13 protein-coding genes are annotated in these 13,560 nt (G+C 42.9%); 3 read left to right on the top strand and 10 right to left on the bottom strand.

Features of this window, described 5'->3' with window-relative positions; all coding sequences use genetic code 11:
* Nucleotides 1-39: 39 nt before the first annotated feature.
* A complete protein-coding gene (locus AU255_RS01165; RefSeq protein ID WP_080521170.1) occupies nt 40-750 on the bottom strand; it encodes a CbtA family protein in 711 nt (236 codons plus the stop codon).
* A gap of 27 nt (nt 751-777) precedes the next feature.
* The gene (locus AU255_RS01160) at nt 778-1,608 is read right to left on the bottom strand and encodes an outer membrane protein assembly factor BamD (protein WP_080521169.1); all 831 of its coding nucleotides are present in this window, start codon (nt 1,606-1,608) and stop codon (nt 778-780) included.
* A 144-nt stretch (nt 1,609-1,752) separates the two neighbouring features.
* On the opposite strand from AU255_RS01160, the gene rluD reads away from it, so the two are divergent.
* From rluD to AU255_RS01145, 3 genes are all read left to right on the top strand, one after another.
* Nucleotides 1,753-2,706, top strand: coding sequence for a 23S rRNA pseudouridine(1911/1915/1917) synthase RluD (gene rluD, locus AU255_RS01155; RefSeq protein WP_080521168.1), 954 nt, complete (start codon nt 1,753-1,755; stop codon nt 2,704-2,706).
* Nucleotides 2,684-3,412 (top strand): peptidoglycan editing factor PgeF, encoded by a 729-nt coding sequence (pgeF, locus tag AU255_RS01150; RefSeq protein WP_080521167.1) that lies wholly within the window; start codon nt 2,684-2,686, stop codon nt 3,410-3,412. Before rluD ends, pgeF begins: the two co-directional genes overlap by 23 nt.
* A gap of 126 nt (nt 3,413-3,538) precedes the next feature.
* On the top strand, nt 3,539-4,360 hold the full coding sequence (locus AU255_RS01145) for a ZIP family metal transporter (protein ID WP_080521166.1): 822 nt from the start codon (nt 3,539-3,541) through the stop codon (nt 4,358-4,360).
* Between the two features lie 290 nt (nt 4,361-4,650).
* Here the strand turns inward: AU255_RS01145 and AU255_RS01140 are convergent, their stop codons facing one another.
* The 8 genes from AU255_RS01140 to AU255_RS01105 form a co-directional block, all read right to left on the bottom strand.
* Nucleotides 4,651-6,027, bottom strand: coding sequence for a sensor histidine kinase N-terminal domain-containing protein (locus tag AU255_RS01140; RefSeq protein ID WP_080521165.1), 1,377 nt, complete (start codon nt 6,025-6,027; stop codon nt 4,651-4,653).
* Nucleotides 6,020-6,706, bottom strand: coding sequence for a response regulator (locus AU255_RS01135; protein WP_080521164.1), 687 nt, complete (start codon nt 6,704-6,706; stop codon nt 6,020-6,022). Before AU255_RS01135 ends, AU255_RS01140 begins: the two co-directional genes overlap by 8 nt.
* Nucleotides 6,707-6,838: 132 nt before the next feature.
* Complete coding sequence (locus tag AU255_RS01130; RefSeq protein ID WP_080521163.1) at nt 6,839-7,531, bottom strand: transposase; 693 nt, start codon at nt 7,529-7,531, stop codon at nt 6,839-6,841.
* Between the two features lie 121 nt (nt 7,532-7,652).
* Nucleotides 7,653-10,010 (bottom strand): xanthine dehydrogenase family protein molybdopterin-binding subunit, encoded by a 2,358-nt coding sequence (locus tag AU255_RS01125; protein WP_080521162.1) that lies wholly within the window; start codon nt 10,008-10,010, stop codon nt 7,653-7,655.
* Nucleotides 10,007-10,474 (bottom strand): (2Fe-2S)-binding protein, encoded by a 468-nt coding sequence (locus AU255_RS01120; protein ID WP_080521161.1) that lies wholly within the window; start codon nt 10,472-10,474, stop codon nt 10,007-10,009. Before AU255_RS01120 ends, AU255_RS01125 begins: the two co-directional genes overlap by 4 nt.
* Nucleotides 10,475-10,563: 89 nt before the next feature.
* Nucleotides 10,564-11,355, bottom strand: coding sequence for an XdhC family protein (locus tag AU255_RS01115; protein WP_080521160.1), 792 nt, complete (start codon nt 11,353-11,355; stop codon nt 10,564-10,566).
* Nucleotides 11,355-12,086 carry a nucleotidyltransferase family protein gene (locus tag AU255_RS01110; protein ID WP_080521159.1) on the bottom strand — a complete coding sequence of 244 codons (732 nt, stop codon included), beginning with the start codon at nt 12,084-12,086 and terminating at the stop codon, nt 11,355-11,357. Before AU255_RS01110 ends, AU255_RS01115 begins: the two co-directional genes overlap by 1 nt.
* 405 nt (nt 12,087-12,491) lie before the next feature.
* On the bottom strand, nt 12,492-13,085 hold the full coding sequence (locus AU255_RS01105) for a hypothetical protein (RefSeq protein WP_080521158.1): 594 nt from the start codon (nt 13,083-13,085) through the stop codon (nt 12,492-12,494).
* Between the last annotated feature and the right edge of the window lie 475 nt (nt 13,086-13,560).

Raw genomic sequence — 13,560 nt, 5'->3', positions numbered from 1 at the left:
GCTTGTGAAGCCAGAATCCTGCGCCATACTCGGGTATTATCAACCCCTCACTCCTAAGGGTGTCACAGTATCAATAAATTTGTGGCATAAAAAACCTGTGCTGATGCCGATTATAAACCATAATAATGCGTTTGCGATACTGGTTTGCAGGATGAACTGATGCCATAGCTTTGTTAGCATGGCAATTGCTTCAGGATCTGGGTGACTAAAACCATGTACTGCAGATACCGGTGCACCGATTAAATGTGGCAACAGTAAAAGTATAAATCCTGCTCCCTTATAGTAACGCGGACTAAATGCTAATATTGCCAGGCCTGCTCCGGTCAAGGAGACCGTTAGCAACCACCAGTTTTGGCGTTGTGCCAGGTCGGCAACGTCCATGCCGGGGATTTCTGGCGGCAAACCCAAACCAGGTGCGATAAATGCGGAGATATAAGCGGCCATTCCCCATGCCAGTCCTTTTAGGCTTGAACTGGAGCCGCGAAAAACCATAGCACTCGTAAGTAGTAAACTATACGCAAGGCTCATCAGGAAATTTGCTAATAAAGTATACACGCTACGCTCAATACCATCGCCGGGGCTCCAGGGTTGCGCCGGCTCAATTACATTTGAACCCGGAGGTGTCGCCTGCTCATATAACTCGGCGGCAAATATAAGGGGATTGACCAGATACCACTGGTAAAGACTAAAGCAAAAGCTCGCAGCGAGTGCACTCAGGCAGGAAATTAAGAAAATCTGACGAAAATACATAGTAATGATGAATAATAAGCGATACGCTTATTTATCAAAGGCAAACAGACTCCAGATAAAAGGCACAACAACAACATCACTTGAATCAGCTTCAGGAAGGACAGGGCCGTCAGGATAGTTGTAGTTATAAACTTCAGTACTATCATCGACCAGGCCTTGCAAAGCTAAAATTTTATAAGCCTTTATTTGAATTTCTAATGCATAAGGAACTGCCGGCGTGCCTTGATAATGCTGTAGAATATAGTTGGATCGATTTGCTGCTGCTACATAGGCTTCCCTGTCCATGTAGAATCGTGCAATATGTAACTCGTGTCTTGCCAAAGCATTTTTTAGATAAATCATGCGTTGTTTTACATCAGGTACATATTGGCTATTCGGGAAGCGACGCAACAGCTCTTCAAAATTTAAATAAGACGTCTGGGTAAATAATGTATCGCGCTGGGTTGTATCTGAGGGTACAAAACGCTCGAAAAAACCGAGTTCACGATTAAAATTTACCAGCGCCTTTAAATAATAGGCATAATCAATATCTGGATTACGTGGATGAGTTTTAATAAAGCGATCAGCTGAAGCTAAAGCCGCCTCGGCATCACCATTTTTGTAATAGGCGTAAGTCAGATCCAGCTGTGTTTGCGCAGAATGTTCGCCAAATGGATAACGCGAGTCGAGTTGCTCTAATAGCACAATCGCTTTTTTATACTTTTCATCCTCCAGATCTTGCTTGCTTGCAGTAATAAATTGCTCTACTGTCCAGCCCACATATTCGTCTTCTTTTGTTTCTTTATTGAACATACTACAAGCCTGTATAAACAGAGACAAGCAGAGGATAAATGCTAATTTATGGAAAAATGATGGCATAGTTGCAACGACACGTTGTAAGATTGATAAATTATTCTTTTATTTAAGTAATTATGCATTATTGTAAAAGAATTTATACATAAATACATCTGTTGCAGGTAAATACAGATTTTGTATACAAATTTAGTCAGGAAAAAATATTATATGGCAATTTTAACAGCCGATGTACCTTTAGAATTAGCGGGAAAGCGATTAGACCAGGTTTTGGTGGAAATTTTCCCTGATTATTCGCGCAATAAATTACAAACCTGGGTTAAAGCGGGTCGCGTAACGGTTGATTCCGAACAGCTAAAAGCAAAGGATCGCCTGGTCGGTGGTGAAGAACTGATATTAGATGCAGAAGCAGAAGAAGTCACCGAATACCTGGCGGAAAATATACCTCTGGATATTATTTATGAAGATGAGGATATTTTAATTGTTAATAAACCAGCCGGTTTTGTTGTTCACCCCGGAGCAGGTAACTGGAGCGGTACGTTACAAAATGCCTTACTCTTTCATTTACCCGATGCGGTCACTATTCCGCGTTCTGGAATAGTACACCGTATTGATAAAGATACCAGTGGCTTATTGATGGTCGCAAAAACCCTGGCAGCGCATCACAGCCTGGTAGAGCAGCTACAGGCAAGAGAAATTCATCGTGAATACCTGGCAATTACCATAGGCCGTATGACCGGTGGAGGAACTCTCAATGAGCCTATTGGAAGGCATCCTACCGAGCGCATGAAATTTGCAGTCAGAGATAATGGCAAGCCTGCAGTTACACATTACCGGGTTCTTGAGCGGTTTTTACGTAACACTTTACTACAGGTCAAACTGGAAACCGGACGAACCCATCAGATCAGGGTACATATGGCACATTTGCGCCTACCTCTGGTTGGAGACCCTATGTACAGTGGCCGGTTTCAAATGCCAAAGGATTGCGGTCAAGAATTAGAAAAAGTATTACGTAGTTTTAAACGGCAAGCCTTGCACGCTGAAAAGCTAGGCTTAATACACCCACGTACTGGTGAATATTGCGAATGGCAATTGCCTGTACCTCCTGATATGCAAGAATTGTTAACAGCATTGAGAGCAAATGACACATTGGATCACTCCTGACTGGCCCGTGCCTGACAATATTCACTCAGCAACAACGCTAAGAACAGGTGGGGTTAGTCAGGGCGAATTTAGCAGTTTAAATCCCGCAAGCCATGTTAATGATTTATTGCATCATGTATTAGAAAACCGGCAACGCATAAAAAATATGCTGACTTTACCTGCTGAACCTGTCTGGCTGCAGCAAACACATAGTGCACAAGTTGTTTGTGCCGATCAAGTGAACAAGGTCAGCCCGGAAGCCGATGCCAGCTATACCGCTAAAAACAATATTGTTTGTACAGTACTCACGGCCGATTGCTTGCCGTTGTTACTGTGTGAACAGCAAGGCAGGGTAATTGCTGCGATACATGGTGGCTGGCGCGGACTGTTAAATGGCATTATTGAAAGCACACTGCTTAAAATGCCTGATACTGGTGTTTTGGCATGGCTGGGCCCTGCCATTGGTGCGCAATGCTTTGAAGTAGGTGATGATGTGCGCACTGCCTTTATAAATAAATCGACGCAATTTGCCAGTGCGTTCAAAGATCATTCGCAAGGCAAATATTTAGCGGATATTTATCAAATTGCACGCATACTATTAAACAATGCTGGCGTAGAGCAAATTTATGGCGGCCAATACTGTACTGTAAGCGATAAAGATCAATTTTTTTCCTATCGACGCGATGGCCAGACAGGACGTATGGCAAGCATGATCTGGAAGACCTAGCCCGTTGGCTTTTTTATCGCGGTGATGTTGCGTCTAAAACATGAAGCCATGTTTATACTCATTTTTTCAATTACTTACTAGTGGATTAAAGCCCGCTCCACAGATAATTCCTTATTTCTATTCTCAATGAATTTACTATTTTTAATTATTTTTTTTACTGCCCTAGGTGGCGTATTAAGCGTTTTAGTCGCATCTGTGTTTTTATTATTGTCTGACAAGACACGTGCAATAGTATTGCCGCATGGGGTTAGTTTTGCTACTGGCGCTTTATTGGCCGTTGCCTTTTGGGGTTTGATTCCACATGCCTTTGAGGAAGTTGGAACAGAACAGGTACAGACCTTATCCGGTTCAATTATGCTGGGCCTATTATTATTTTTCATGCTGGAAAAGCTGTTAATCTGGCGACATTGTCATTCCGGGACTTGTGAAGTTCATGGGGAGATTGATGAACATGTCCATGATCATAGCCATTCTCATGGCTCTCACAAGTCTGCAGGAACAATGATTATTATCGGTGATGGTATCCATAATTTTGTTGATGGAGTATTGATAGCAGCTGCATTTTTAACTAACGTACAATTAGGTATTGTTACCAGTTTAGCAGTTGCCGCACATGAAATTCCTCAAGAAGTAGGCGATTTTGCCATTTTGTTACACAGTGGATATTCTAAAACAAAAGCATTGTTTTATAATGTTCTGGCAAGTTTAACGACAGTTATTGGCGGGATTTTAGCTTATTATAGTTTAGATGGATTACAGGAGAACCTGCCTTATTTTCTAGCAATGGCAGCATCAAGTTTTATTTATATTGCTGTCTCTGATTTAATTCCAACGCTACATAAAAAAACGGATATCAAATCTTCACTGCAACAAATAGCTTTAATTTTTGCTGGAGTAGGGTTGATCATTGTATTAAATGGTTTTGCTCACGATATTCAACTATCCTGAATTTAAAAGGGAAATCGGGCAACCAACCAGACCAAATCAATCTAGTATTGTTAAGCGAAGACCGAAGGACTATTCATTGATAACCAAACGAAGACGTGAATATGCGTGTCGTTGATTTAGATGGAATTAGTGTGACTGATAGCGGCATTACTGGCTGACCTCTTGATCTTTGCACTCGGTAGAACCTTGCCATTTACTTTCTTTTAAGGGGTCAGAGCCCTTTTTTATGCTTTTACCGCCTGTTACACTGAAATACTCTATACTTTACATGAACAGTAAATCAGAATAATTCAATCAAAATTGATTTGTCTGAAGTTTAAAGCAAACTGGACGCCTCCCATGTCCGATTTACCTATTTTTAAATCAATCAAATGTAAATCGGCAATTTCTTTAACAATGGCAAGTCCGAGGCCACAGCCTTTACCAGAAGTTCCAGGAATTCGATAAAAGCGTTCAAACACTTTTTGACATTCTGATTCATTGATGCCGGGACCATCGTCTTCCAGAATTAAACAAGGAGTGGGTTGCTTCACGATTTTAACCAGTATATTGCCCTGCTGATGACCATAACTAATGCCATTGTCGAGTAAATTAGCTAATAGCTCCGTTAACAATATCGGGTCGGCCTGAACAAAAACATCTTTTTCCAGACTTTCAAAGCTTAAGGAAATCTCTTTTTCCAGTGCTTTCGGCACCCATTCCATACAGATATTTTTAGTCAGGTCTAACAAGTCCAGACGATGAAAAGAATGTCGCCCTTCAATCTGGTCTGAGCGAGCTAGAACCAGCAGCTGACTAATCAAATGAGAAACGTTGTCGGCACTATTTTGTATTTGTTTCAGCGCAGGTCTCATGGTTTCTATATTTTGCTCCCTTTGCGCTCTTTCAGCCTGCAATTTCAAACCCGCTAATGGCGTGCGTAACTGGTGCGCAGCATTGGATATAAACCTCTGTTGCGAAGCAATGGAATTTGACAGTTTTTCAAATAAATAATTAATAGTATCAGTCAGGGCAACCACTTCATCAAAAACATCATCATCAGGTATAGGGCTTAAGTCACTTGGCGAGCGTTGAGCAATATAATCAGTGAGCTTATGCAAAGGTTTCAAAACTCGATCAACGCCTTTATAAAGCAATGCACCGATAATCAAAGTTAAAAACAGTTGCGGTGCCAAATCAGTGATAAGCATTTCAATAAACCTTTCACTACGCCTGTCTAATGTTTCAGCGACATTAATGAAAACCGCTTCGGGTAGCCCTGCAGATACATTCAATGAGACCATCCTCAGCTTTTCACCATTCAGCAGGATATTGGAGAATAATCTTGCTTGTCCATTAGCCTGACCGGGCTTATCCATTAACGGCAAATCCCCAACCAGAATATTTCCAGATTCTGTCTGAATATTAAAGTAGGTGGAGCCAACATCATCCCATTTAAAAATCTTTAACGCACTACCCGATAATTTGACTGAAATTTTTTGATCAATAACGTTCACCTCCTGCTCCAGAGAACGGGCAGAATTCAACAGCCAACGATCATAGGTTTCGTTGACATTATGTAACGTCACTAAATAGGAGAATGCACACTCGATAAGTATGATAAAAACCATGATCGGAATGATCATGCGAAAAACAATGGTGGATTTCAGGCTGGAAAAGTTATTCATCTTTTTTATCCGCAGGCCGGTCCTCAAGTAGATAACCTAGTCCCCGGATCGTTCTAATCGAAACATCGTATGGTGCGACATGCTTTCTAACGCGGTGGATATAAATTTCAATAGCATTATCTGCAAGCGTGTCACCGGAGGTGGAAAGTTGCTGTGCAATGCGATCTTTACTCACAACCTTTCCATGTTGCAACATCAATAATTCCAGCACAGCCATTTCCCGGGCAGAAATGGAAAGCAGTTCATCATTAACTTTGATTTGTCCACAGCTCGTGTCCAGCTGCAAAGGGCCAACTTCTATAAAATTACTGAACCCGCCATAACAGCGCCGGACCAGGGCATTTAACCTGGCTTCCAGTTCTTTCAGGTCAAAGGGTTTGGTCATATAGTCGTCCGCACCCTGGCTTATGCCTTCAACACGCTCATTCATACTGTCTCTGGCCGTTAAAATCAGAATGGGTAAGGATATTTGCATTTTTCGCAATGATTTTAACAGTTGCATCCCATCTATATCGGGCAGACCCAGGTCCAGAATAATCAAATCGAAGCCCTGTGCCTGCAACAGTTGTTTAGCATACATGCCTTTAGAAACAGCCGTTACCGTATAACCGCTATTGTTAAGTGTGTGCCGGAGTCCATCTGCCAACACTTCATCATCTTCAATTAATAAAATATTCATTTGAAAGGTTATTGAAAGCTTCAAGTCATATGATGAACTTGAGAGATGCACTCAAACAAGCGGAATTTGTTTACTTTCAAGCCATGGATTGGCTTATTTTTTTGATATTTCTTTAAGGGGTCAGAGCCCTTTTTATGTTTTTTCAACAACGGGACGCCCTCTTCTGGCATAACCGACTTTTTTATTCAGCGTTCTCTCAATTTCAGCTTTGAACCGATCATTTGCCAATGGCGTGCCTGTTTGCCATGCATCTCTTATTTCCTGGGTAATATTATCCGCCATGTGCGCTAAAAATAATTTAGCATATGCACCCATTCGAGCGTTAACATTAATCCCCAGCGAATGGTAAATCGAATGAGGCTCTAGTAACTCATTTGGTTTGCCCAGCGCATTAAACGCATAACTCGACCAAGGGTATTCAATGGCATTTTTAACCATCCCGGCACGCACCGGATTTAATTCTATATAGCGCATACAAGTCAGCAAATAAGAATCCTCCTGAACAAGACTGCTTTTATAACGTCCTTCCCATAATGTCCCGGAACGACCATACTTATGATTAATATAGGGGACATACCTTCGGCCAACATATTGCACTAATCGACTCACTGAATTCTCTGCAACCGGCGTAACCAGTAGATGCACATGATTAGTCATCAATACATAGGCATGAAGCTGACAATGATATTTGTCCAACCCCTCTTTTAGCCAGCCAAGGTATGTCGTGTAATCACTTTCATCAAAGAAAATCGGGTCACGGTTATTACCGCGTTGCACGATATGAACCGGCACGCCTGGTAAATAAAAACGAGGTTTTCTTGGCATTATTAATCTCTTTTTAAAACAACAGGCTTAAACATAACATAATTTTATTTATTATTAAAGGGCTCTGACCCCTTTAAACCTCTTTAAACCTGTCCCACCATTTAAAGATATTAATTGAAGATCAGTCTTTTCTTAGCTTATCCCTGATTCGAAGCGCCCTGATACGCTCTCCAGTGGCGGCAAAAATAGCGTTACATAATGCCGGAGCAATAGGCGATACAGCCGGTTCGCCAATACCTCCTAACGGAGCATCATAGTCAGTTGTAGGCAAAAAATGTACGCGGATATCGCGCGGTGAATCATCAATTCCGAGTAACGGATAGGTATGGAAATTATCCTGTATGACTGCGCCATCCTTAAAGCTGATTTCACCCTGCATTGCCAGCGTCATCCCCATAATACAGGCACCTTCCAACTGTGATCGGATACGTTCTGGATTAACTATTGGACCACAATCGACAGCGATATCGACGCGTGGAATCGTTAAGATACCCGATTCATCCACCACCGCATGTACAACCACAGCAACATAAGTAACAAAACTATAATGAGCAGCCAAGCCCAGCCCGTGTCCTTTAGGTAAATTATTACCCCAACCTGCTTTGTCTGTTACCGTTTCAATCACCCGGCGTAAGCGACCAGTATCTACCGGATAAATTTCAGGGGATTCGCCCTGATTCCAGCTGTCGTTCAGGCTACGCGGGTCAATACGACGAGGTGGACCTATTAAATCCAGCAAAAACTCTTTATGATCACGGTCAGAGGCTGTAGCCAACTCGGCAACAAACGATTGTATCGCAAAGGCATGAGGAATATTGGATACCGAACGAAACCAGCCGATACGGGTATGCGATTCGGCTTCTGGGTTTTCGATACGCAGATTGGCAACTGCAAACGGCACGTTGATCACCCCCATACCAAGTTCGCTTGGCATTTGATGTTTACTGTCGGCGGAAAAAGTCGCCGAAATGCTGGGTGCTACAGTTCTATGCAACCAGGCTACTGTCTTTCCTTGAGCATCAAGACCCGCTTCCAACCGTTCCAGCGAGACGGTATGAAAAAAAGAATGCTGCAAATCATCCTCTCGCGTCCAGGTTAACTTAACCGGCTTGCCTTTCATTGCTTTAGATAGCAACGCCGCTTCAACAACATAATCCGACATGGACTTGCGACCGAATCCCCCTCCTAATAACGTTACGTTTACAGTGACCTTATCTGCAGGCAGTTTCAGCCACTTGGCTACCCGATCTTTCGCTAACTGAGGCCCCTGAGTACATGCCCATACCCGGCAATGTCCTTTATCAATACGCGCAGTGGCAGCAGGAGGCTCCATCGGGGCTTGTGCTAAATGCGGTGCATAATATTCAGCAACAACATGCTTGTCTGCTGATTGAAATGCAGCATCGACATCACCATTATTACGCACCACTTTTCCTGGTTTTCGAGCTGCAGTCTCCATTTCCGCTTTATAGGTCATTGAATCGTAGCTCGCATGTGGACCGTTGTCCCATTTGATTTTCAAAGCCTTACGCCCCTGAATCGCTGACCAGGTATCAGCTGCAATGACCGCCACACCACCTAGCGGATGATAATCTGCCGGCAATGGGCTACTTGGTAACTCGACGACACGCACCACGCCAGGCACTTTCAGTGCTTCACTGGCATCATAGCTTTTCACCTTACCACCCAGAACCAGTGGACGGGCAATCACCGCATAAAACATATTTTCAATGCGTGTATCGATACCGTATTGACCTTTTCCTGAGACAATATCTTGACCGTCATAGATATTCAATTTGCCCTTACCAATATAACGAAATTGTTCAGGCTTTTTCAGTCTTAATGTTTCGCGGGCCGGTACCGGCAACTTTGCAGCTGCAACTGCAAGCTCACCGTAACTCAAACTTCTCCCACTTGCAGTATGTACAATGCGCTGCATTTCAGCTTTCACGTCATGTACCGGCACCTGCCACTGTGCTGCAGCAGCCGTTTCCAGCATTTGTCGGGCGGCCGCACCGACTCGCCGCATCGGCATAAAAAAATGCCGCATACTGCGCGAACCATCAGTATCCTGATTGCCATATTTCTCCTCGTCACCCGGCGCTTGCTCGACTTTAACATGCGACCAGTTGGCGTCGAGTTCATCAGCGACTACCATGGGCAAACTCGTGCGTACCCCTTGCCCCATTTCCGAACGATGACAAATAATGGTGACTGTATTGTATTCATCAATGGCAACAAATATCAGTGGATCATCGACCCAGCCATGCGGCATCGCATCAGCACCATATTTGTTACCCTTAACAACAGGCTGAGTCTCATCTGCTTTAGCGAGCGAAGGAAAACCAGCAGCCAGAACAAAACCTGATAGCGCCAAATCCTTTAAAAATGTACGTCGGCTTACATTGACTATACTCAGTGTCTGGTCATCATCCGCTGTATTGAGTGATACATCATTGTACGTTGTCTGCTTTTTCATGATTTTACCTCCTGAGTACCTGCAACCTCTTTAATTGCGGCACGAATACGAGGATAAGTCCCGCATCGACACAAATTACCACGCATGGCTTTGTCGATATCAGCATCACTAGGAGATCGGTTTTTTTTAAGAAGAGCCGTGGCCGACATGATTTGTCCAGGCTGACAATAACCACATTGCGGTACATTGACTTTAAGCCAGGCTTGTTGCACTTTTTTGCCTGTTTTATCCTGATCTATCGCTTCGATCGTCACAATTTGTTTACCTGCAACGGCAGAGATTGGCGTTACGCAGGCACGGATCGGCTCGCCGTCGGCATGCACAGTACAAGCGCCGCACATCGAGATACCGCAACCGAACTTAGTACCGGTCAAGCCCAAAGTATCGCGTAAAGCCCATAACAAAGGGGTATCTAACGGAATATCGATTTGGCGGATAATGCCGTTAATAGTAAGAGTGATCATCAATTCCTCCTCAGGATATATGGATTAATGCCAACTGTCTTTGTACAGATACTATACAAGGAAACACAGACAGTAAAGACATCAATCGATTATTCAGAATTACTCAATGGTCGCCCGTCACCACCTCGTTTGAGCATAATCATTTCGCTGGCAATCGATAAGGCAATTTCTTCCGGCAGCTTAGCTCCCAAAGCTAAACCGGCTGGAGCACGGATTCTGGTTAAACTTATCTCGGATAAACCTGCTTCAGCTAAACGCTTTAACACCAAATCAGATCGTTTACGGCTGGCAACCAAAGCGATATAACAGGCCTCAGATTGTAGTGCTTGAGTCAGTGACTCATAGTCACCTTTATGGTGAGTGGCAATAACAACAAAATCACCCCTGTCCGGTAGCAATTTTTGATAGTGTTGATCATCAGTAATGATACGACTAGCCCAAGGAAAGTTCTCGTCTTTGGCTTGTGGATCATCGATAATCACCTCGAATCCGAGAGTCTCGGCAAAATCACAAAGGGTTTCGATGATACGACCGTTCCCCATTAACCAAAGTTGAGGTTTGGGAATTACCGGTTCAACATAGACTCGCATATGACCGCCACAAGGCATACCCGCTCCAAAAATTTCATCGTCCAAATCCACTTCAACCACCTTAGGCTCATTGCTGTCCAAACATGCTAATGCAGTTTCAGTGATCATGGCCTGAGCACATCCACCACCGACCCAGCCTGTCAATAATTTCCCATCCTGATCGATCAACGCCTTGGCAGCGGGTTTGGCCGAAGATGAACCAACGATTTCCACCACCGTGGCCAAAACGTATGGCTGGCGTGCCTTCTGCAATTGCAATTGCAGATCCAAGATATTCGGGGTTAGTTTCATTATTTATGGTTTAGCAATTTTAAATCATCTGGTTGATCGATATCCATCAGTATGCCAGGGTCATTACATTTGACCAGGTAAACCTGATCTTTTTTTGATTGTAACAATGATTTTGCACCGATATCGCCACTCAATGAGATCAAATCTCGATATAAGTCACTGGAAAAACCTACCGGATGTCCTCGCCGACCTTGGTAGCTCGGCGCAGCAATCAGCTCACCAGTCCGTAACGCATTTGCAACCTGAACAATGCTGGTGGGGGCAATCGAAGGCATATCAGCCAAAGCGATTAACCAGCCAAAAGCTGAAGCAGAAGCGCCGACACCGAAAGCCAAACTTGCTCCCATTCCCTGGTCGGCAGCTAAACAAACTTCAACAACCGCACCTTCGGCCTTTAAGCACTCGACCAACACCTCGTTACCCGGCCTAACCACCGCCAACACTTTATCCACACCCGCCAATAGATTACGGCAAGCCTGCACAGCCATTAACTCACCATTCGGCAAAGCATGCAATAACTTATCCGAACCAAAGCGCCTACCGGAACCGGCCGCAAGCAAAACACCAACAACCTCTTTTAAAGGGTCAGAGCCCTTTTTATGTTTCTTTTTTAGCCAACCAAGGTATGTCGTGTAATCACTTTCATCAAAGAAAATCGGGTCACGATTATTACCGCGTTGCACGATATGAACGGGCACGCCTGGTAAATAAAAACGAGGTTTTCTTGGCATTACTAATCTCTTTAAAACAACAGGTTTAAACATAGCATAATTTTATTTATTATTAAAGGGCTCTGACCCCTTTATATTTACTTTATATTATTCTTTATATTATTCCTTGCTCGAATAGCGTGCAAATATGTACAGTTTGATCTTCCAGCGGACTATCTGGAATTAGCACAGACGATGTTGAATGGATATTTTGAAAAACTGGAGGCGGTCTAAATTCGTGGGGATACCTCAGGCTCTAACCCTGAGGTATCGATGTTTACTATCTGGTAGTTGACCTACCTTGCCAGAGCGGTACTTTCACCCGCTGGAATTATCCACCTTGCTCGGCCACACACCCCAGTTATTGTCTATGGCGGGCAACTTAGTTAATCTGGTCCGCCAGGATTTTTCTGGACTTTAACCAGGCTATTTACGGCGACGCAAAAATCCAATCAGACCCAAGCCAGCTGACATTAACATCAGACCTAAACCACCCATAACCGGAATTGGCTGCGGTTTTGTTGGTCCTGGTGTGGACGGTGGCGTACAAGGGCCAAAATTAGGGCTCTTATCCTCTTGTAGATACCAGGTAACAAATAAACGTGAAGAGTCATAGTCGGAGCCAGAAACATCATCAACTCTAAAGGCAGCGTAATACCCCGTGTCCAAATTGCGAAAGACTACGAAATCTCCTTCAATTACATCTCCGGAATTTTCACCTGAGTATTGATATACTGAAGCATCTTCAATTTCACAAACTTCTGATATCCCCGTAACATGTGCAACTTCAGTAGAATTGCTTTCTGGGTAGAAATATGCAGATTGGCCAAATGTACCAACGGACCAAGAAACCTCTATATTGCTTGTGACACTAACATTATCGTCAAATCGAAAATTATCTAAATTCTGAGGCCATTTTTCAATAGTCCCTGAATCCACTTTCCCAGCTCCTACTGCATTTCCCGCAAGTATTAATGCTATAAAAGCACTGACAAGATATAAAACCTGTAGTTTCTTCATAATATTCTCTCTCAAATACTGTTATTAAAAAAATTATTATCGTTGTAGTGGCCTTAACAAAACCCCTTCACGAAGTTGACTGTTAATTTTCCCTAAGATTCTGGTAACTTCTCATTATTTTTTTTATTAAATAAATCCAGCAATTCTCAATTTAGGGAGATATAAAATCAATAAGTTATGAATGTTTATTCTTTTATAAAACATTTTGCAACACTCAATACCTGTTTTATCAAAATAATGTTATTTTTGAAAATTATTCCTAATTTGAGGTATATTCGTCAGAATCATTTAACATCCTAAAACATTAAAAGTGAGCATTGACGCCACCTACAGATGTAAACTATTGAATTTGTTAGAATTGAGAATTGCTGAAATAAATCATATAAATGACAAATATAGCACATTTATACTATATTGAAAGACAATTAATAAATTTTGTAATGTCCACCTCAAAGGATAACTGGGGCTGGGGTCA

This window comes from Methyloprofundus sedimenti, from assembly GCF_002072955.1.
Taxonomy (GTDB): Bacteria; Pseudomonadota; Gammaproteobacteria; order Methylococcales; family Methylomonadaceae; genus Methyloprofundus; species Methyloprofundus sedimenti.
Note: the sequence above shows the minus strand (reverse complement) of the source record. Positions and strands in the feature narration are given on the sequence as shown.